The 20,000-nt window shown below is 38.3% G+C and carries 20 protein-coding genes (1 of these 20 running past the window's edge); 15 read left to right on the forward strand and 5 right to left on the reverse strand.

What is annotated here, in order from left to right; genetic code table 11:
* The first annotated feature begins 84 nt into the window (after positions 1-84).
* From T420_RS0105170 to T420_RS0105220, 11 genes are all read left to right on the forward strand, one after another.
* Positions 85-978, forward strand: coding sequence for a hypothetical protein (locus T420_RS0105170; protein WP_013545472.1), 894 nt, complete (start codon positions 85-87; stop codon positions 976-978).
* A gap of 119 nt (positions 979-1,097) precedes the next feature.
* The gene (locus T420_RS0105175) at positions 1,098-2,231 is read left to right on the forward strand and encodes a N4-gp56 family major capsid protein (RefSeq protein WP_013545471.1); all 1,134 of its coding nucleotides are present in this window, start codon (positions 1,098-1,100) and stop codon (positions 2,229-2,231) included.
* A gap of 66 nt (positions 2,232-2,297) precedes the next feature.
* Entirely contained in the window at positions 2,298-3,014 is a 717-nt protein-coding gene (locus T420_RS0105180; RefSeq protein ID WP_013545470.1) for a hypothetical protein, read from the forward strand.
* Positions 3,015-4,478 (forward strand): hypothetical protein, encoded by a 1,464-nt coding sequence (locus T420_RS0105185; protein WP_013545469.1) that lies wholly within the window; start codon positions 3,015-3,017, stop codon positions 4,476-4,478.
* 300 nt (positions 4,479-4,778) lie between these two features.
* The gene (locus T420_RS07040) at positions 4,779-5,357 is read left to right on the forward strand and encodes a hypothetical protein (RefSeq protein ID WP_013545468.1); all 579 of its coding nucleotides are present in this window, start codon (positions 4,779-4,781) and stop codon (positions 5,355-5,357) included.
* Positions 5,263-6,387 carry a hypothetical protein gene (locus tag T420_RS0105195; RefSeq protein ID WP_013545467.1) on the forward strand — a complete coding sequence of 375 codons (1,125 nt, stop codon included), beginning with the start codon at positions 5,263-5,265 and terminating at the stop codon, positions 6,385-6,387. The genes T420_RS07040 and T420_RS0105195 overlap by 95 nt, the downstream gene beginning before the upstream one ends.
* Positions 6,384-7,370, forward strand: a complete 987-nt coding sequence (locus T420_RS0105200) for a phage tail protein (RefSeq protein WP_013545466.1) — start codon at positions 6,384-6,386, stop codon at positions 7,368-7,370. Before T420_RS0105195 ends, T420_RS0105200 begins: the two co-directional genes overlap by 4 nt.
* 558 nt (positions 7,371-7,928) lie before the next feature.
* Entirely contained in the window at positions 7,929-8,180 is a 252-nt protein-coding gene (locus tag T420_RS0105205; protein WP_013545465.1) for a hypothetical protein, read from the forward strand.
* Positions 8,181-8,295: 115 nt separating this feature from the next.
* Positions 8,296-8,955 (forward strand): lysozyme, encoded by a 660-nt coding sequence (locus tag T420_RS0105210; protein WP_013545464.1) that lies wholly within the window; start codon positions 8,296-8,298, stop codon positions 8,953-8,955.
* Positions 8,956-8,981: 26 nt separating this feature from the next.
* Entirely contained in the window at positions 8,982-9,206 is a 225-nt protein-coding gene (locus T420_RS0105215) for a hypothetical protein (protein WP_244392200.1), read from the forward strand.
* A 470-nt stretch (positions 9,207-9,676) separates the two neighbouring features.
* Entirely contained in the window at positions 9,677-10,126 is a 450-nt protein-coding gene (locus T420_RS0105220; RefSeq protein ID WP_013545462.1) for a hypothetical protein, read from the forward strand.
* A gap of 298 nt (positions 10,127-10,424) precedes the next feature.
* Here the strand turns inward: T420_RS0105220 and fdhE are convergent, their stop codons facing one another.
* Complete coding sequence (gene fdhE / locus T420_RS0105225; protein ID WP_013545461.1) at positions 10,425-11,336, reverse strand: formate dehydrogenase accessory protein FdhE; 912 nt, start codon at positions 11,334-11,336, stop codon at positions 10,425-10,427.
* 625 nt (positions 11,337-11,961) lie between these two features.
* On the opposite strand from fdhE, the gene T420_RS0105230 reads away from it, so the two are divergent.
* Positions 11,962-12,663, forward strand: coding sequence for a DUF4167 domain-containing protein (locus T420_RS0105230; RefSeq protein WP_013545460.1), 702 nt, complete (start codon positions 11,962-11,964; stop codon positions 12,661-12,663).
* 44 nt (positions 12,664-12,707) lie between these two features.
* On the opposite strand, the gene T420_RS0105235 is transcribed toward T420_RS0105230, so the two are convergent.
* The 3 genes from T420_RS0105235 to T420_RS0105250 form a co-directional block, all read right to left on the reverse strand.
* On the reverse strand, positions 12,708-13,142 hold the full coding sequence (locus T420_RS0105235) for a hypothetical protein (protein ID WP_013545459.1): 435 nt from the start codon (positions 13,140-13,142) through the stop codon (positions 12,708-12,710).
* 658 nt (positions 13,143-13,800) lie between these two features.
* On the reverse strand, positions 13,801-14,802 hold the full coding sequence (locus T420_RS0105245; RefSeq protein ID WP_013545457.1) for a sensor histidine kinase: 1,002 nt from the start codon (positions 14,800-14,802) through the stop codon (positions 13,801-13,803).
* A gap of 20 nt (positions 14,803-14,822) precedes the next feature.
* A complete protein-coding gene (locus T420_RS0105250) occupies positions 14,823-15,617 on the reverse strand; it encodes a response regulator (RefSeq protein WP_013545456.1) in 795 nt (264 codons plus the stop codon).
* A gap of 164 nt (positions 15,618-15,781) precedes the next feature.
* Here T420_RS0105250 and T420_RS0105255 point away from each other — a divergent pair, with 164 nt between their 5' ends.
* The 3 genes from T420_RS0105255 (at position 15,782) to T420_RS0105265 (ending at position 18,191) form a co-directional block, all read left to right on the forward strand.
* Complete coding sequence (locus T420_RS0105255) at positions 15,782-15,997, forward strand: NepR family anti-sigma factor (protein ID WP_013545455.1); 216 nt, start codon at positions 15,782-15,784, stop codon at positions 15,995-15,997.
* The gene (locus T420_RS0105260) at positions 15,994-16,548 is read left to right on the forward strand and encodes an RNA polymerase sigma factor (protein ID WP_013545454.1); all 555 of its coding nucleotides are present in this window, start codon (positions 15,994-15,996) and stop codon (positions 16,546-16,548) included. Before T420_RS0105255 ends, T420_RS0105260 begins: the two co-directional genes overlap by 4 nt.
* Before the next feature lie 224 nt (positions 16,549-16,772).
* Complete coding sequence (locus tag T420_RS0105265; RefSeq protein WP_013545453.1) at positions 16,773-18,191, forward strand: sensor histidine kinase; 1,419 nt, start codon at positions 16,773-16,775, stop codon at positions 18,189-18,191.
* Between the two features lie 655 nt (positions 18,192-18,846).
* Here the strand turns inward: T420_RS0105265 and T420_RS0105270 are convergent.
* Positions 18,847-20,000, reverse strand: partial view of a M23 family metallopeptidase gene (locus tag T420_RS0105270; RefSeq protein WP_013545452.1) — the 3' portion only. The gene runs 835 nt beyond the window's last position; 1,154 of the gene's 1,989 nt are visible here — the last part of the coding sequence; its start codon lies off the right edge, out of view; its stop codon occupies positions 18,847-18,849.

Here is a 20,000-nt window from a genome sequence, read left to right on the forward strand (position 1 = left end):
CAGGCTCTTGTGCGGTGATTTTTTGATGCGTTCTCTGTATGAATGAGGGGCGTTTTGTTGTTTAAGGCAAATGAGGAAAGCACAATGAAGGAAGAAACTTTAACATCAGAAGAGCAGCACACATGGGAACAGCATTCTTTGCAAGAGACAAATGATTGTGTGGAAGGAGATTCTGGGGCGGAAGAAAATTCTGGGAGAGAAGAAGCAGGAAATGTCCTTGCAGAAGAGGACGAGGAAAATGAAAAAGCGTCTATGGAGCAAGGGAGTGCAGGCGATCAAAGGACAAAGCCTCAGGGGGGAGCTCATTTGCAAGCGCCACCAGATCCGCAAAAAGACTTTATGGGTTATATGCAATGGCTCGGACAAATGCTTCAAATCAAACAGGAGACATTGGAGGCTCAACAGTCTGCTTCGCGGCTGCAGGAGTTTTCAGAAGCAGAGACATTGCAGTCTTTTTTTCATCAGTCTGTGGAGACTGTCAAAAAAGTACATCATGATTTTGATCAAGCTGCTGATTTTTTGTATGAAATGCGTGCAAAACAATTGGCTGCTTGTGCTTCTCTTTATCCTGAGCTAACAGATCCGAAGGTTATTGACGCCATGATCGGAGATGAATTGAAAAAAATCGTGCAAGATTGTAACAAAAAAAATAAAAATCCTGCCGAGGTGATTTATACGATCGCACAGACAATTGGCTATACAGGGCCACAAAACCATGAGGGTGAAGCCATACAGAGCCATCAGGGTGAGAGTGTGCAGGGAATTAAGAGCCTACAAGAAAGTGTATGGGGGGAGGAGAATATCCAGGAAAGGCAAAATTCTGCTCGTACTCTTGCTGCTTATAATGGTTTGAGCCCAAATGGACCAATTTCTTTGGAGCTCCTCGATAAAATGTCCGAAGCAGAATTTACGGTTTGGATCGATAATCCAAAAAATAAAGCTGCTTTTAATCATTTAATGAGTGGTGAAGATCTTTAAAGGGAGGAAAAATTGTGAAGGAAATAAGAAAAAATTTCCTGTTTTGATGATCAAGAGAAGGGAAAATAAACATCCGGCACAATGCCGGTTTTTTTATATCAAAAGTGTAAGGGGAAAAAATGGCTGTAACACACATCGGAATCAATGACCCAATAGCTGTACGCACATGGTCGAAATTATTAAATCAAGAAGTTTCAAAAGCAATTTCTATTGCACCGCTGATTGGAAAAGATTCCAATAGCGTTATCCAATTGAAAGATGAAACCAATAAAACCAATGGAGATTCTATTAGCTTTGGTTTGCGCGTTCAATTGTATGGTGATGGAGTCAGTGAGGACCAAGCCCTTGAAGGAAAAGAAGAAGCTTTACAATTCCTTAATGATCGCTTGGCCATTAATGAACTCTCTCATGCTGTGCGCGTCAAAAATGAAGGGACAATCGATCAGCAACGGATTTTACATAATTTGCGGACAGAAGCCAAAAATGGTCTCGTTGATTGGTATGCAGATCGATTAAGTATGATGTTCTTTATCCAAGTATGTGGATATACTGCAAAAACGATCAATTTTGAAGGGCGAACCATTACACTCAAGCCCGTTCATTATGGATTTAACTCACCCACGGCGCCAACCGATAAACGAATATTGCGCCCTGGGGGAAAAGAAAAAGATGCAGATCTTAAGGCAGAAGATGTCTTTAGTCTTGAGCTGATTGATAAAGCTGTTGAACGGGCTAAACTTGCTAATCCAAAAATTAGACCCGTACGAGTTAATGGCGAAAATGTTTATGTGCTTTATCTCCATCCAACGCAAGTTACGCAATTGCGAACCAATACACAACGAGGGCAATGGCTTGACATTACTAAGGCAGTTTACAGTGGAAGTCGCATGAAAAACCCCATCTATAATGGATCATTGGGAATGTATAATGGGGTCATCTTACGAGAAGCAGAACATATCACAGAAGGGGTAAGTGCTGAATCTGGAGACGATAGCGATGATATTGCGGTGCCTAATGTGCGTCGTGCTGTTTTGCTGGGAGCACAAAGTGCTGTTATCGCTTTTGGTAAGGATCGGGGAGCGACACGCTATAAATTGGTTGAAGAGCTCTTTGATTATGAACGTGAATTCGGTGTTGCTGCAAAGACAATTATTGGCATGAAAAAAACCTGTTTCCAATTGTCAAGCAAGGATGTTGAATCAGCTCAGGATTTTGGAACCATCGTGATTTCAACCTATGGTGCACCTTCTTAAAAGTTTTTATAAAGTTTCCTCCCAACCAAGAGCCCTTGGGAGGGAACAAAATGCAGAGGAATTCCTATGCCCATTTCTGAATCTTCTTTGACAAAATCTACCGCCAAATCCTATTCATTTGTTGCAAAATTCTCTGGTCATGCGAAAACATTTGAGCAAATGGTGACGCTGATTCAAGATGAAATCGATGATACAACAGCCGAATATTCTGTCCAAATTCAAGATTCCATTTTAACCGCTCTTCGTTTGTGTGAACGAGAACCCTTTTTCTTCAATAAAATGGGGGAAATAAGCTTTAAAACACAAAGCGGAAAAACATGGTATGGATATGAAGATACCGGCTTTCTTGAGACAGAAATGGTCATTGAGTCTTTGGTGCTCGAACAAAAAGAAGCAAAGCAAATACCCCTTCTTTACAAGTCGGTAAAGAAGGTGGAAAAAGAATATAAAAACCATTCAGTTCAAGGAATGCCGGTATTTTACACTTCTTTGGATCAAAAAATCGGACTCTTCCCAACACCCAATACCGCTGAAACTGTCCGCCTCTTTTGGAGATCAGCGCGCTTTTCTGATATCCTCACCCTACAAAATGAAAACCCTTGGTTTGTTTATGCTTTCGATCTGATTAAAGCACGAGCAAAATACGAACTCTATAAAAATATTCTCAAAGATCCTGAATATGCTGCTGTTTCGTTTAACGACTTTCAAGAACAGCTCCAATTCTTGCGTTACGAAACATCACGTCGCGAAGGATGTTCCAATATTCTTTCAACGGGGTTTTAAATGACTTTTTTCTCTCTCGCGGATTATCGTCCCGATGTTGCTAATATCAATAGCCTCTTTACTGATGAGCTCACCAATGTGCTCCCCGCAGATGGATCTTATATTCCAATGCCAAGTTTTAGCCCATTTTCAGAGCCCTGTCCGGGAACTATTTTAGGTGCTATCGCTGTCAAAACAAAAAATGGTGTGTCGATTATTGCTGGAACAGAAAAAAAAATCTATCAGCTCAATAATACGACATTGCAGTGGAAAGATGTCACGCGTAGAGATAAATCCTATTTTGCTAATGTTGATGCCCCATGGTCTTTTGCTTTATTTGGCGATTATGTCATCGCTGTTAATGCTAATGATAAACCCCAAGTCATTGATATTAATCAAGATGAAAATTTCAGAGATTTAGGTGGGAATCCTCCACAAGCGGGAATTGTCCGCGTTTGGGGCGATTTCGTCTGTTTAATGAAATTACCCGAACATCCACAACGTGTTTATTGGTCTGGGCTGAATGATGCTGAGTTTTGGACTGTGGGGAAAAAAAGCTGCGATTATCAAGATTTTCCCGATGGGGGATATGTTCAAGGAGCAACCGAAACAACAAATCCGCTAATCTTTATGCGTTCTGCAATTTATGCTGGCTCTTTTATCCCAGGATCTAAAATTATCTTCAGTTTTCAAAAAATACACGATAAACGCGGCGCAAAAAACCCTGAATCAATTGTTTGTCGTGGAGATCTGGCTTTCTTTGCTGATGAAGGAGGTTTCTATCAAATTACGACCGACGGACGGATTACTCCCATTGGATTCGAAAAAGTAGATCGAACTATGGTGACAAAAATCTCAGAGAGCCAATTATCTACTCTGGGTGCTGCAATCGATGGCGTTTATAACCGGGTTTATTGGATTATCGATGCCGATGAAACTATCCAAGAACGGATCTTGCTGATCTATGATTGGGGATTACAAAAGTGGACGAAAGCAACCGTAAATATAAAAATGATCTTACCCATTTTTCTGGCCGGATATACCTTAGAAGGGCTTGATCGGGTTTCAGAAAGTTTGGATAATTTACCGTTTTCTCTCGATAGTAAAGTATGGCAAAATGAAACACCAATTCTGGGAGCTTTCGATCATGAAGGTAAGCTCGGATCATTCTCTGGTTCCCCTATGGCTTGCGTGGTGACCTCGCAAGAAATGGGACAGACAAATGGCATGATAACTCGGGTGAAAAATATTATGCCGCAGGTGAATAGTGAAACATTTTATTTGTCGATTGGTATACGTTTTCGTCAAGCCTTTGAGGAAGAAACTATTTGGTTGCCAGAAAGACAACCTTCTGCACATACAGGGCAAGTTCATTCTCGTGCCAGGGCGCGGTTTTATCGTTTTAAACTCCGAATACCGGAAGGTGTCAATTGGTCTCATGTGACTGGGTTCGATGTCGAGTTGCGGCCTGCCGGCATGCGTTAGGCATGCTAAAACAAATGGCTAATGCGACAAATGGCTAATGCGATGGGCATATTCAACAAAGGTAACATGCAGAAATAGAGCAATAGAGCGTGGGAAAAGGCTGTGGATTGTTGGGTTTTCTAGTGCTGTATGTTGTGTTTCTCATGTGGTGAAATAGAACTTAATAGCAGGATTATGTTTGTGCACAATAGAATGGCGCAGATGAACAGCGAGATATTTTTTGGGGGTGAGTCTGTGTTGAGTATAGCACAAAGGGATTTCTAGCGAGAACAGAGTAAAAAAGTTAAAAGCGGAGATGTCATGCGCTGGAAGAAAGCTGAAAAAGCTAGAATTGTGACACGACAGTCAGATGAAAATTTTTATTCTCTTCATTCTACGCATCAGTGGTCTTGGGAAAAAATAGCTCTCTATCGGGAGGCTATTAATGCGGCTATGCGGAAATATGCTCGACGATTTCCTCATGATGTGTGTTTGGAGCATATCGCTGAAGAGATCATTACTGGACAGACACAGTTGTGGTTGATCTTAAAAAACAGAACCGAATTTAGTGCTTTTGGGATCACTAAAATTGAAAGAACGCATAATGGAAAAAAACGCGTTGTGATCTTAGATCTTGCTGGTCAGGGAGGGGTGAAACTAGTTTCATTGATTGATCAACTCGAACAATGGGCACACAGTATTGATGCTGATGAAATTTTGACACTGGGAAGATCTGGGTGGGCGAAAATGCTTGTTCATCAAGGATATGCCATCAATCTTATTCATTATAGAAAGGTTTTAAAGCATGAGCAGACGGACAAGTCCTCAAGTTCAAACAATGACACAAACGAACGCTCCCCCCTTATGGGCAGCGGATATTTTAAAACAGGCAAGTGCTGAAGCCCTCAATTTGTATAATAAAGGCATTGGGGGCAATGTCTATCAAGGAGAACGCCATGCCGGTTTAAGTGAGACAACACAAAATGCTCTCCAGGGTTTAGAAAATGCAGCCAGTCAATATAATAATTCAGCACTTAATGAGTGGCTCAAAGCACCCACAAAAAGTGCACAAAATCTCTCGGATATGGCTGCTGGAAACTGGGTGGGCAATAATAGCAAATTTAATAACGCCCTTAGCAATGCACTGAATAAAACATCCGATATTGTTAACCAGTCTATGGCAGGAGCAGGACGTTACGGCTCTGGAGCACATACCGGTGTGCTCACCGATGAATTGGGGGCATTGGCAACTCAGGCAACCGCACAACAATATAATCAAGATATTAATCATATGCTCAACGCTAATCAGATGATTGATCGTTCGATGCAAAATCAGGTAAATGCAGCTAATAATTTCTATCAAGGACAAAGCAACGCCCAAAGCAATGCTTTAAAAGGAGGAATGGTGCAGGATGCAAATCAGCAGCATGCTTTGGATGTAGAGCGCGAAAAATGGCTCGAACAGGATAATCAAGCCTGGAATCAATTAGAAAGATTGCTGAAGCTTGGAACCAAAGCAGCCGGTAATTATGGAACAAAAACAGGAGAATCCATAACTATGCCTTCGATTACAAAAGATCCCTTGCATGATGCACAGCGCGTGCTTGGCTTGTTGAAAGGCATTATCGGTCTTTCCGATGTAAAAGTTAAAGAAAATATCGTACTCGTGGGGAAAAAAAATGGTTATCCCCTCTATGAATTTAATTATAAAGGAAATTCACAACGCTATCGTGGAGTTCTTGCTCAAGATCTCATTCATTTGAATCCTGATGCTGTTTATATGAATATAAAAACACATTTATTACATGTGAATTATAATACGATCGGTTTTGGATTGGAAAAGGTCAAAAAACCAAAGAAAAAATTCTTTGCCTTTTTCTCTTCTTTCTTTTCTTGGTTTGGGGTTTCACAAAAAGGACAGATCCTATGAGCTCGATTTATGATTGGTCCCTTGTCGCAGCTGAAAATGCTCGTGCCGATGAAATAATCAACTGGGCTGAAGGACAACCCCCAAGTTCAGTGAATGATAGTGCTCGTGCAATGATGCAACGTGTCAAAGAATATTTATCCGATATTGGGGGAACGGTTGAGGTTAAATTCACTAAAACTGCCGAAGAGGAAGAGAATAAGAATAAAACCTCTATTCATTTGACCACTAAGGTTCCTTATGCAGCTTATCAAAATGGTATTGTGCTCCGATTCAAAGCCCAAGAAACCAATGTGGGGGCAACAAGCGTTGTCTTAAATCAGTTGTCTTCTCAGTTGATTTATAAAGGAACACAGGAAGGGCTTAAGCCTTTAACCGGTGGGGAAATGCAAAAGGGAGGACTTTATGAGCTCATCTATTATTCTGGAATCGGTGAAGAAAATAGAGAGGGATGGTATTTAACAAATCCAACTGTTATTATCCCTAAAATCGATGTTTTTCCTTCAGGATTTATTGCTTGCTTTGCAATGGAAAAAATCCCGATTGGGTGGCTGTTGTGTGATGGTAAAGCTTATGCACGAGAGGAATATGCAAGCCTTTTTGAAGCTATTGGAGAAGTGTGGGGAAAAGGAGATGAAAAAACAACCTTTAATGTCCCCGATTTTCGTGGCATGTTTTTAAGGGGGTTGGATAGTGAAAGAGGGATTGATAAAGGCCGTGTTTTAGGAAGTCAGCAAAGAGACTCTTTTGAATCCCATACCCATACGGGAAAAACAGATAAAGCAGGAAAACATAGGCATTTATATAGAACAGCACAGCCGGTGAGTGATATAAAAGGAGGGGGAGGTCTTCTCAGATATAGAACGCCAGAGTCGAGGTATACAGATTCTGAAGGAGAGCATACCCACGAAATAATCCTTGATAGAACAGGGGAACATGAAACACGCCCTAAGAATATGGCCGTTATTTATGCCATTAAGGTATAAAATCTTTCGCTCTAAAAACTTCAGAGTACCTCTGTTGCCCGATGGGAAAGAAACAAAATATGAGTGTCGGTAAATCTTGAGAAATACGACAATAGAAAAAGGAAGAAAGGTGTTTTTTCATAAAATTTCCCTTTCACAAAAATTTCCTTTGTTATTATTCCTTCGTGGGATAAGGAGGGCATTGGTGTATCGACAATTATTATCGTGGAAGCAGAATGGAAGATTTTGCAAAGGATTGAAGGATTCTGCCCTTTTAAAGGTTAGATATTGGCTTGGTTTTCTTCTTTCGTGAAGAGAATAGCTTTGCAAAGATAAAGTGTTTTCCATCAACAAAAAATCTCATTTTCAAAAATTTTCACCTTCCAATTCCGATCATTTTCTAATGAATTTCTAAAAAATGACGAGGCTTCTATCAAAGAATATTTTGTTCATAAAGAGTGTTGAAAATGAGTTTTTTCCGATCACCCAATAATGGAGCGAAGATATGACAGTTTGTTGATGAAAATAGAGAAAATTCCTCATGACATGTTGAAAATATAAGAAAAAGAAGAGAGTAAAATGGCACTATTTCCATTTTCAATCGCTGATATTGATGATCCTAATTATATTCGTGTTGTTCTCTACGCCAGTGGGAGAATGGGGCATGCCCCTTTAAATGCTTTGTTAAAGAAAATACATCAAGAAGTCAGGCGTGAAAATAAAAAACACCAAACAAACTATACAAACCTTTTACAACGTGTCACAGCGTTAGAAGAAAAATTGACAACAATTATAAAAGATAATAGCCTTTCATCAGAAAAAGCGGGGTGATTTCCAAAAGTGAAAAGGACTAAGTGGATACTGAGTGTCTTCTTTATTGTGCATGATCAAGGGGTGATCCATTGATTTTCACCACCCTATAAGCCACTTTAATGGAATCAGAAAAATGCGGAAAATATCAAAAGAAGGACTTGCACTCATTAAGCAATGGGAAGGATTACGCTTAAAAGCTTATCAAGATGCTATTGGCGTGTGGACAATAGGCTATGGTCATACAGCGCAAGCAGGAGAACCTATTGTGCAAGAAGGTATGGAAATTACGCATCTTGAAGCAGAAGCAGTGCTCCAAAAAGATTTAAGCCAATTCGAGCAAACCGTGGAACACGAAGTGAAACAGTCCTTAACCGATGAACAGTTTGCAGCTCTTGTGTCCTTTTGTTATAATGTAGGAATAGAGGCCTTTTGCAATTCTACGCTCTTAAAAAAATTGAATAAAGGAGAGTATGAAGCCGTGCCAGCTGAGTTGCAAAAATGGACAAAAGCAAATGGAAAACGTTTGCAAGGGCTTGTGCATCGACGGGCAGCTGAGGCTGGTTTATGGGCTAAAGGAGCTTATGTTTCTTCTAATTATCAGAAAGTGGAAACAGCAGAGAAAGCTTCTTTTTTCAAAGCAGAAGTTTTTGCGCCATTGATTGCATCTTTTTCAGGTCTTACAGGATTTGTTACGGGACAAGGTCCTGTACAATGGGCTCTAGCCGGCATTATGATTGTGGCCGTTATTTTGGGTATAATCTTGTATATTAATACGGTGAGGAAAGAACAATAGTGACTTTTTTATTTCGATGGAGTTTCGTGGTGCTTTTAATAATTGTCGTTGCGTTGAGTAGCTTTTTTTATGGACGTTCTTTTGAACGGACAAGATCCTTAATGCAAGCGATATCAGCTGTTCAAAATCGTGAGAAAATTAATGTTGAAACTTTTGCTCTTTCCCCTTTTAACCTCTGTCGTGCTCTTGGGGGGATGCCAAAGGAGTGTACCATTCTCTTGCATAGGATGGAGCAAGCCTCCGACCATTAACAAACCAGCGCATTTGGTTAAAACGGAACCCTTGTTATCGCGCTGGATTGTGGAAACAGACCGTTTTGGAAAAAAGCAGAAATGTTGGTGATCATAAAACGAAAAAATTGATCTGCAAGGCAAGGCTAGACGTTCAAAGTACAAAAGAGATGAAAATGGAAGATATCATTCTCTGCTTTTGTTGATCTTGTAGGGAAGAGAATAAGGGAGTGTGTTCTTTTTATGATACTGATTATGATACTGAATATTGATGAAAAATTTGCAAAATTTAAAAAGAACAACAAATAAAAGAAGCGAAATAATTTTACATAAGGAGAAATTTTAGCTCTCGGGAAAAACAGAAAGGTTTCTTCCTCGGAATGAACGAAAGGTTGCTTTTTGATGTGAGACAATCGATAATAGCGGTTTATTTTGTTCAAATTGTCTCTCAAACAAAACTTTTTCTCGGTAGAGTAAAGGATACGCTGTTCATGGAAAAAAGACTCCGCGCAAGGCGAAAATCCTATCGCAAAAAATTATATAAAAAAATGACTTTTGTTTGTATTGTTCTTTTTTGTGTGCTGACTTTTAGTTTTGTGGTGGAAAGAATTATCAGTCACTTTTTTTTCAAACAAGAGATCGTACAAGAAGAGCCTGTTAAATTAATTATTCCAACATTTGATTTTCGTGTTTATTGCAAAGAAATCGCTGCTTTAGCTACACCTGATATGGTGGAACAAGTTTATCATCGCTGCTTTAATTTAGAGAGTGAGGCTTTTTTTACAATTCGCAAAATGTGGGAAAATTCTTCCGATGATGTTAAGAAAAAATGTATAAAAATTATTCGCCCAGGAGATGGAAATTATTTTTTGCTTCGTGATTGTCTTCTCAGTGAAAAGGAAAAAAGTGAAGGAAATAGTAAAGAGCGTCATCATTTTTAAGACTCGATTTTAATTTCTTGACATTTGTATTAAGCAGAAATTTTGCTTAAGGATATCAGGCATTTTCCGATGAGCGATGTTTTCCGATGATGGGTTCTTCCTGGTGACGGGATGTTTCTTTTAATGATGTGAATTTATTCAGAGAAAGAGAACTCAGTGATATCAGTGGTATAGAGGCTTATTGAAATCACTAAAATTTTATCGTCTCTTAATTTGGTTGTTATGCTCTATCTCAGCTCTTTTTTCATCTCCATCATTTTTTCTCCTTGTTAATAGTGTGTTGTTCATTCTCAGTAAATTATATGTATTCCATTAGAAAGGGATTAAAAGCTCCCTGCTTTAAAGGCAAAGACAGAGAGGATTGTGAGATGTGATCTAGTGTATAGGCGATATCATCAGCAAAAACCTCCAAAGATGGGTTTTTGCGTTGATCGAGTTGTTTGCAAGAACGATGACATGTCTGACATATTTGAACAAGAATACTCTCTGAATTTTTGTTAAAGTCAGAGGAAGAAACGCTTTGGGTCGATTCGCAAAAGATACACTGAAGATGTGGATAATGCCATAAGGTGCCGCAATAAAGACAAGAGCAAAATCGTGTGCCTTCTTCTTTTAATCCTTCATCAAAAATAATACTTGCTGAATGTGTTCCTCTGCAGGCGGGGCACAGATTCTTTTGTTGCGGTTTTACGATTTGAGAATTAAGCTGTGAAGCAGCTAGCGAATAAATAATTTGTAAAACACCAGTGATAAAAAGGTGTTCTACCGCTTGTTTTGTTGGAATTTCACAATTGAGTATATTATTTCCCCAGAGACGCCATTGATCTTTTTGAAGATGCATGGTGTTTAAAACTTCTTTTTGTTTTGTGGAGAGACTATAAGTTGACATCTTGTTTAAAAAATCATGCACAATGCTTTCATAAAAGCCCAATTCTAATATCTTTGATCGATCAATAAAAGGAGTCGAAATGCTACCAAAACGAGCAAGTGCACTAGAAAAATCTTTAAATCGTTCGGCCAATTGTTGTTGGATTGTGCAAAAATGAGCTAAAAAGAGAAGGGTGTTTTTGGCAGAGTGAGTGGTGGCTAAATGTGTAAAGCGTTGAGCTCGTTTGGCAAACAAAGCTTTCCTATCAGGAAATTTGATAACAAATGAGGTGAGAGTTGTATGAGGAGTGTTTAATCTCTTTGAATCTTTTTCGTTTAGCATGTTTATATCTCTTTAGGATTTTACTTATAACCTTTTTTTCTTTATAAAAAACTTATCATTGTTATTTTGAGGAGCACTTTGAATTTATTTTCTGTGGGAATCTTTATAGTATGGAACTTTTTTCTACTCTTGGGTATTGTCAATACGCGCTTTTTGAATGAAAATCGATCACGCTTGAGAATATGAAAAGCGGGATATCCTTTTACTGAGCATTCGTGTTAAGGAATGAGGGAGCGTCTATATCGGAAAATTGGATTAAAAAAGAAGAATAACCTTCCGAATCCATAATAAATGTGTGTATATTTGCATTTTTGTGTTGTTTTTCGGCAATATAATGGTTTTTTTTAATGAAATTATGATTTATTTTAAAAAAAACACTTGGCGTTTTCTATGAACATCTCTAGGTTCCTGCTTATCAGCAGAGAGGGAATTTTAGGTTTAAGTATTCCGTACCGTTTTTTGTGATTTTCAAAAAATATATACTTTTATTAAGAAACCAAGAGATATCGTTTGAGTTAAGTGAAACGGGGATGGTTCAATAAATAAATTTTGAACATGACTAGCATTATTCGAAAGTAATGCGATAAGAGAATTTAAAGAAAGATAAGATCCAAAAGAGATAAATATGAGGCCACAGCAGAATAGACGCGTACGCGGTCGCAATAACAATAGCAGTAATAACAATAATCGTCGCGGTCCTAATCCGTTGTCTCGTAATTATGAAAGCAACGGGCCAGATGTTAAAATTCGCGGGAATGCTCAGCAAATTGCTGATAAATACATAGGCCTTGCTCGTGATGCGCAAGGAGCGGGCGATCGCGTTATGTCTGAGAATTATTTGCAGCATGCTGAACATTATTTGCGTATTATTTTAGCCGCTGCTGATCAAATGTCTCAATCTCATAAAAATGAGCAGGAATGTGAAGAAACAAGTGCTGAGGAAAACATAAGAGGAGGTAATAACGGTGAGAGACCATCGCTGCGAGAACAGTCATTAAGAAATGGTGATGGGCGAAAAGGTAAAGAAAAAGAAAAGTGTGCAGAAGATCAAAATTCTCGATCCGATCAAGCTGATCAAAAAGAGCAACAAATTGTTGAAGAAGGCACTGAAACTGTTAAACAATCACGACGTGTTTCACGTCGTCGTAAAATACGTGGTTCAGAAACATTGTCTTCTGAACAATCAGCAATCGTTTCAGAAAGTGCTGAAAAGAATATGACATCAGCGGAAAAAATTATCCCTCTTCCTTTGTTAAATGAAAAGGAGCAGAAAAAACCACGTCGGCGTCGGAGTGTATCTTCTTCCTCAGCAGAAGAAAATACTTAAACATTTTAAACTGCTTTTTCCTTTTAAAGGGGGATATTCTTTATTTATTGTAGAGAAGGAGAGTTTGTTGTTTCTTCTGTAATGTTGACAGAAAAAACCGAAAGAAGCGCACCGGTATGGTAATTATAAATCATAAATTTTGTTTGTCCTTTTGGTGTCAAAAGTCTTAAGACAATATTCTGATCGGAGAGGCTTTGCGATAAAATTTGCGTTTTTGGGGGAAAAGACAAAGTGTAGTGAGGCGTTAGAGAAATGTCGCTTTGAGAAGATACAGGATGTGGCAATTGTGGCATGGTCTCAGGTTTGATGATTTTATAAATCACTCCAGCAAAAACAGCAAGAATTAACAGAAGTGTGATAGAGATGGAAATGATCATCAAACGCATCAATTTTTTTCTCACCCGTTCCACAGCAGGATCTAATGGTACATCTTGTGGGAGAACGCAGAGCTCACTGTACTGAGCTTGGGGGTCATACATTGGTTTATGCCTCGTTATTATCTAAGCTGCTGTTGATTTTTTTAAAGTCGAACCGAATGTATACTTTTAATTATTTTTATTCAATGGGAAGATGCTTGAAATAGGATAGAACGGTTTTACACACTCTGTTAGAGTTTTGGGTGCACGTTATTATCAGTGTTTTGTTTTTTAAGAAAAAAATCGCCTTTGTTTGTGACAGACCAGATAAGGGTGACTTCTTGTTGTTTTATGTTGGCAGAGATACTTGTACATTGAGCAAAGATTTGCTCTCCATAAGAGGTAAATTTTTTAATCAAGGGCATAATTTTCTGGTCACATGTTTGTATTGAGGGATAAATTTTAACCATGGTGTCATTGGAATAACAACTGTTAAAATCATCTGTGCATGAAACCATTAAAAGAACAGCAATAACAGAGTTCATAATGTACTTATCCGGATAAAATAGAGATTGTTAAGAAATTATTTGAGAAATGGCTTTTCTAGATTCTAAACAATCTCAAAAGATTTTTGTTCCGGAAGATTGCCCTATCTTTCTTCTATAGGGACGAGAGGAAAAGAAAAGCTAAAAGTATCAATTTTTGATAATCTATGGTATATAATCCCCTGTGGCTCGGACCGCTTTATTTTTGTCTCTGGTGCTGAAACCGCTGTTTTTTTCTAATACAAAATATCAAAATAAGTATTAGAAACAGAGAGGCAATAGATCATTCCATCTTCAGTCAATTTTAAAAAAGCTGAACCATCAACTGCAATGGGAACAATTTTATCTAAAACGGTATTTCCAAAACAGGCTTTCTTATGTGCAGGAAGAAAGATTTTCTTGTTAAATTCTTCACTCCACGTGATAAAAAGTTGCGTTTTTCCTTGGGCTATTGTGCTGACTGTGCAAGTAATAGAGACAGTACCTTCTTCTTGTGATAAAGCGCCAAAAGACAGCGAATTAATAATTAATTCATGAAAAGCTAATCCAATATGCAAAACTGCATTTGGGAAAAGATAAGGATCTACGCCCTTGATGGAAAAACGCTCCGTTTCTTTTACTAAATAGTTTAAAATTTGTGTTTGTACCAATTCACGAAATTGAGCGCCGCGCCAGTCAGAGTCAGTAATCAGATCTTGAGAATGGGAAAGAGAATGAAGACGTCCCTGAAATTTTCTTAAAAAGGTTTGCAATGATTCTGTATAACGAGCAGTTTGGGTTGCAATACTTTGGATGATTGCTAAAAGATTTTTAGAACGGTGGCTTACTTCTCGCAGTAATATTTTAAGCACTTGTTCGCGACGGCGTAGACCTGAAATATCAACACCCGTGGTGATGATACCAATAATTTTTCCGTTTTCATTCCGATGGCAATCAATAGAAAATTTATACCAAATAGTTTGTTTGGAGATATCTTCAAACCGTGCTTCGATAGTTTGTGTTTGTCCTGTTGATAAAACCTGAAGTTTGATAGTTTCCATATTATCAGCAAGATCAATCGAGAAAAAATCACTGTCACGACATCCAATTCGCCATTTGCTTTGTAAAGGCTGAGGCAGGTTTTCTGCCCATAAATAAATCAGATTTGTTGTCTGATATAAAACACAAATATCGGCGCCACGGATTGCTTGCATTAAAGCGCTGAGGTGTGATCTATCTATAGAAGGAGGAACGAACATAATCAAAACGTTGCCTTCTTTTAGGCGGCTTTAGATGCATTCTCTTGAAAAAATAAAGCTTGTGAGATAAGGGCTTTTACCATATCGGGATTAAAGGGTTTGGTGACCAAAAAAGTTGGTTCCGGACGCTCTCCGGTGAGCAATCTTTCAGGAAAAGCCGTGATAAAAATTACCGGGATACAATCATTTTTTAAGATATCGTTGACTGCATCAATACCAGAACTGTTATCAGCTAATTGAATATCAGCTAAAATTAAGCGTGGTTTTTTTTGATGATACATGACAACAGCTTCATCATGCGTTCGTGCAATTCCTATCACTTTATGCCCGAGACTTTCCACCATTTGCTCAATATCCATGGCAATCAGAGGTTCATCCTCAATAATCATTACTTGTGTTGCAATTTGTTGAGAAATATCAAAAGAAGCTTGGTTGAGGAGTTGATGAAACTTTTGTGAATCAATTTTCATGATTTCTCCTGCTTCACTTTCATTAAATCCTTCAACAGCAATGAGCAAGAAAGCTTGTCGTGCGCGGGGGGTGAGATAGGATAATTGAGCATTGGCTTTTTGTTCAAAACCAAATTGTGGCAATGGTTCGGCAATATTGGGTGTGGTTTGATCAAAAAGATGACAGAAAAGTTGATAAACCCCAATGCGATCACTGGAGGTTTGCGGAAAAATGGAAAGATCAACAATGAGCGCTTCTAACATAGCAGCGACATAGGCATCACCAGAAGTTTGGCTTCCTGTGATGGATCGGGCAAAGCGTCTAAGATAAGGAAGATGGGGGGCAATGCGTGTTGATAGTGACATGATTAATAACTCCTTCAGCCTGTGAAAGCACTTTATTTCTTAAAAATCCCTTGCAGATAAAAAAGTTCCTGCTTTCAGTATGGAACTTTTTAGGGGATGCTATATTTACAACTTTAAAGAGAAAAAATCTTCTTCTACTACTAAATAGGTTAAGGGGCTAAAAAATGAACAACTTTGGTGAAAAAAATCTCACCGATTATTTTGTGTTTGAAGATGATCTTCTCGGAGCAAATAGTGAAATAGCACTGAAATTGCGGCAATTTTATATGCAAATTCAAGAAGAGCCGCTTCCCCTGCATTTGCTAGAACTTTTGGACAAATTGGAACAGGTAGAACGAGACAGTCTTTATTCAGAAGAAAAAAGGTTTGATCTCTTATGACACGCAGCTCAAAAGATTTTAAACAAGAATTGCTTTTAGTTTTGCCAGCTTTGCGTGCTTTTGCTGTTTCTTTAAGTGGTCAACACCATAAAGCCGAAGATTTAGTGCAAGATACGCTTATGAAGGCATGGGCTAAGCAAGAAAGTTTTGAAATGGGAACCAATATAAAGGCGTGGCTTTTTACGATTTTGCGCAATGAATTTTACAGTCAAATGCGGAAAAGAGGAAGAGAAGTGCAAGATAGTGATGGCACTTTCACTCAAAATATGGCTATTCATCCTTCTCAATATGGGCTGCTCGATTGGCAGGACTTTAAAAAAGCTTTAAACACCTTATCAGCTGAACAGAGAGAAGCGATCATTTTAATTGGTGCCTCTGGTTTTTCTTATGAAGATGCAGCAGCTATTTGCGATTGCGCTGTTGGAACAATTAAAAGCCGTGTAAGTCGTGCACGCAATCGTTTGCAGGAACTTCTTCAAGTAGATGGTGAATGCGATTATGGTCCCGATCTTTATTCGGCTGGAACTATCTTATGTTCTTTTAGTGATTAGAAGAACGAATAATTATGAGTGAGAATATTGTTTTATTTTCGTTATAGAGACTAGAGAAAATCAAAATTGTGAGGATATCTAAAGCCTTTTATCTTTAGTCTTATGGAGACAAGAGAAAAAAACTGGGATGTGGAAAATGATCATCTTCCTTCACTGTAAAGAAATAAAACAATTCTTTTATAGGTTGAAGAGTGCTGGTTGTTGGGTTCATTGATGGAAAATAGATGATAATAAAGACGAATTTGTCTCCTAAAATACCCATTTCTGGTTCAGCGACATCACGTTGGCGGTGGGGAGCAATTATTATTTCTCTTTTCATGGCCCTTTTGGCTTCAACCTTTATTATTTTGTTGTCCAATGCTGTTGATCGGGAAATTGCACAGTTGAACACAAGCTCAGAACTTCGTGAACAAGCAGATTTAGTGCTTATTAGTTTAATCGATATGGCTGCAGCAAACCGAAGCTACGAAAAAAGTCGTCGGGTGGAAGATAAAATCCGCTTTGAGAAGGCGGTTCTTCATCTGGATGATATTCTCAATTATATTGCCCTGCTTGTTCATTCTCATTCGCAATGGTATACGTGGTTCACGGCTTTTAAAAAAGAGGTCAAAGCACGTACAGCAGTTATGAAGGATCATATGGTTGCTCTTGATGCATCTCCTGATCAGTCTGTTCTTTTCTCGGTTTTTCCTGAAATTAAGGCGATTCAAGTCACACGTTTGGCTCAATTAATGACCGATTTTATTGATGGGGATGATATTGAACGACAAAAAAAACGCGAAGATATAGCGCTCATGCGCGCTGCTTTGACTTTAGCGGCAATTGTTTCCGTTGTGAGCACTTTTATTTCTGCCTATTTTGTTATTAACCGTTTTCGGTGTGATATTCGATCCTTAAAAACCTATCAGTTATTGCTTCATAGTGAGAATGCAGCTCTTGAAGCCCGTGTGAAGGAAAGGACACAGGAATTGGAAAAAGCACGGAATTATGCTGAAAAAGAACGCTGTCGTGTTGAAATGTTGTTACAGGATGCAAGCCATCGCATTGGCAATTCTCTTGGTACGGTTTCTTCTTTGCTTGGTTTGCAATTAAATCGAAGCAAGAATGAAGAAGTTCGCGCTGTTTTAGGAGCAGCACGCGATCGCATTCAAACAATATCAACAGCGCATCGACGTTTGCGTTTGAGTGATGATATGGAAACAACATTATTGGCAGATTTTCTCAATTTGGTTGTGCATGATGTTGAATTGGCTATACCATTTGAATTAAGAGAAAATATCACTATTCATACGGATTTTAAAGATTGCCGATTATCTTCAAGAGATGCCACAACGCTTGGAATTATTCTTGGTGAATTGCTCACAAATTCTTTAAAACATGCTTTTCCTGACAAACGCTGTGGAAATATTTATATTTCTTGTGGACCTCAGAATAATGGAAAAATGGCGCTGATCGTTGAAGATGATGGTGTGGGGATGTGCGGTCAAAATGCAGAGCTAAAAACAGGACTTGGCCGTTTGGTTATAGAACAACTGTGTATGCAATTTGGGGAAAAGTCACTGTTTGAAACATCTAAATTAGGGGGAACAAAGGTGATAATTCCTTTACCAAAGCTCATAGAAAATTGCTCAGACCGCTTTTAATATTCTCTACAAGGGGATCATCATTTTAAGTAAGATATATTGAAGAAGTTTCTATTGAGGCCAATTTTCTTTAAAAAGTCGCCGAAAAATATTTTATAGCGAAAAATTTCATTAATAACAGCATTAAAGTTTCTCAACAAAACCATCTATAAAAGTTAAGAAATTTAAAGCCAAAAAAGTTCCCGAGAGTTGTAATTATTTTAAGAATAATAGCTCGCTCAGGTTCTCATGTAAAGGTTGAGAAGGTAACAGAGAATTTTATTACACTCCTCTCCAAAAGTCTGTCTAGTGCTTTTCTAGGCAAAATTCTTGATTTCCATTGGAGAGGAAAGAAAAGCAAAAAAGAAATCTTGAAAAGTACGTTTTTTAAAACATGGTTTTCACATCCTTATCGTCAGAGCAAATAAAAATGCTCCTATTTTAAAAATATTACACCCAGTTTGGGTGGTACAGGACAACTCACTATGATCGATGGACTTATGATAAAACACTTTAATCTTTGTGACGGCAGATAAGATGAGCCACTTTAACAAAAAAGAAACACTGACATAAAGTTCCTTTTTTCGATATTTTTCAAACTTCACTTTATAATTAAAGCGTCAAAGGAAAGAAACGTCCTCTTATAGAGTATCAGCCTGCCTTATGTATGGATAAATTAAGATGCATTTTCTGGTTGTATTACGCTATATATTAAGGAGTCGATATTCTTCTTTTCTTTCAAGAATACTTGCAGATCTTGGTCTTTTAAAGATTTGCTATCAGGCAAACGAATACGCATAGGATCAACTTTTTTGCCATTAACAATGATTTCAAAATGACAGTGAGGCCCAGTTGCAAGACCTGTCGATCCAACATATCCAATGATTTGTCCTTGTCGTACTTTTACACCTGGCTTAATATTTGCAGCATAATTATTTTGGTGTGAATAACTACTGACATAGCCATTAGCATGTTTAATTTCTGTATGGTTTCCATAACCGCTGACTTTCCCGACTTTTGTCACCACACCATCTCCAACGGCAATGATGGGTGATCCTTTTGGAGCAACCCAATCAACACCTGTGTGCATGCGTACATAGCCTAAAATAGGGTGCTTTCGTGGACCAAAAGGAGAACCGAAAATGCCATTAGGAATTGGTTTTCGCAGCAAAAAAGGCTTTGAACTTTTTCCTTCTGAATCATAATAATCAGCCCCTCCATTTTTGGATTGGTAATGGTAATATTTATAAGTAACACTGCCAAAGGTCGCGCTTATATAACGAATTTCAGGATCTGCATTAGTGGGAGAGGATGCAGTTTGTAGTGGCATACCATTTTTTGCGCTCTTACTGTTTTTTTCAGCATTTTGTTGTTTAGGAAGAGCATAAAATATTTCGAGCTGATCAGTTGGTGTGATGCGGCTTTTCATATCAATATTCATTGCAAGCAAACGAATAAGATGCTGTGAAAGAGATTGCGACATATTATGGCTGAGAACAGCTTGATAGATTGCATCATAAACCGTTGGTAATTGTGATATATTAACATAAGAATGAGGTTGACCATTTTGAAATGCAGTTTTAAGCACATGCGACATTTCTGGTTCTGTACTTACAACAAATTGGTTGTCATCATTGAGAGCAATTGTCAGAATATGACTCATTCCTTGGTAAATACTTGCCCGTACAAGATGATCTTCTTCACCCTGTTGTGTAACAATTCCGATGCGTAAAAGGTTTCCTGCTTTGAGTGTATCTGAACGGTTCAATTGAGCTAATATTTTTGCAATTCGTTCCATTTGTTCTTGTGAATAATCGGATTTTTGAAGAG

The organism is Bartonella clarridgeiae ATCC 51734, from assembly GCF_000518185.1.
GTDB classification, from domain to species: Bacteria; Pseudomonadota; Alphaproteobacteria; order Rhizobiales; family Rhizobiaceae; genus Bartonella; species Bartonella clarridgeiae.

Bases quoted from the DNA above. Each gene is read 5' to 3' on its own strand.
- T420_RS0105170 (WP_013545472.1), top strand. From the start codon at position 85: ATGAAGGAAGAAACTTTAACATCAGAAGAGCAGCACACATGGGAACAG.
- T420_RS0105175 (WP_013545471.1), top strand. From the start codon at position 1,098: ATGGCTGTAACACACATCGGAATCAATGACCCAATAGCTGTACGCACA.
- T420_RS0105180 (WP_013545470.1), top strand. From the start codon at position 2,298: ATGCCCATTTCTGAATCTTCTTTGACAAAATCTACCGCCAAATCCTAT.
- T420_RS0105185 (WP_013545469.1), top strand. From the start codon at position 3,015: ATGACTTTTTTCTCTCTCGCGGATTATCGTCCCGATGTTGCTAATATC.
- T420_RS07040 (WP_013545468.1), top strand. From the start codon at position 4,779: ATGCGCTGGAAGAAAGCTGAAAAAGCTAGAATTGTGACACGACAGTCA.
- T420_RS0105195 (WP_013545467.1), top strand. From the start codon at position 5,263: ATGAGCAGACGGACAAGTCCTCAAGTTCAAACAATGACACAAACGAAC.
- T420_RS0105200 (WP_013545466.1), top strand. From the start codon at position 6,384: ATGAGCTCGATTTATGATTGGTCCCTTGTCGCAGCTGAAAATGCTCGT.
- T420_RS0105205 (WP_013545465.1), top strand. From the start codon at position 7,929: ATGGCACTATTTCCATTTTCAATCGCTGATATTGATGATCCTAATTAT.
- T420_RS0105210 (WP_013545464.1), top strand. From the start codon at position 8,296: ATGCGGAAAATATCAAAAGAAGGACTTGCACTCATTAAGCAATGGGAA.
- T420_RS0105220 (WP_013545462.1), top strand. From the start codon at position 9,677: ATGGAAAAAAGACTCCGCGCAAGGCGAAAATCCTATCGCAAAAAATTA.
- fdhE (WP_013545461.1), bottom strand. From the start codon at position 11,336: ATGCTAAACGAAAAAGATTCAAAGAGATTAAACACTCCTCATACAACT.
- T420_RS0105230 (WP_013545460.1), top strand. From the start codon at position 11,962: ATGAGGCCACAGCAGAATAGACGCGTACGCGGTCGCAATAACAATAGC.
- T420_RS0105235 (WP_013545459.1), bottom strand. From the start codon at position 13,142: ATGTATGACCCCCAAGCTCAGTACAGTGAGCTCTGCGTTCTCCCACAA.
- T420_RS0105245 (WP_013545457.1), bottom strand. From the start codon at position 14,802: ATGTTCGTTCCTCCTTCTATAGATAGATCACACCTCAGCGCTTTAATG.
- T420_RS0105250 (WP_013545456.1), bottom strand. From the start codon at position 15,617: ATGTCACTATCAACACGCATTGCCCCCCATCTTCCTTATCTTAGACGC.
- T420_RS0105255 (WP_013545455.1), top strand. From the start codon at position 15,782: ATGAACAACTTTGGTGAAAAAAATCTCACCGATTATTTTGTGTTTGAA.
- T420_RS0105260 (WP_013545454.1), top strand. From the start codon at position 15,994: ATGACACGCAGCTCAAAAGATTTTAAACAAGAATTGCTTTTAGTTTTG.
- T420_RS0105265 (WP_013545453.1), top strand. From the start codon at position 16,773: ATGATAATAAAGACGAATTTGTCTCCTAAAATACCCATTTCTGGTTCA.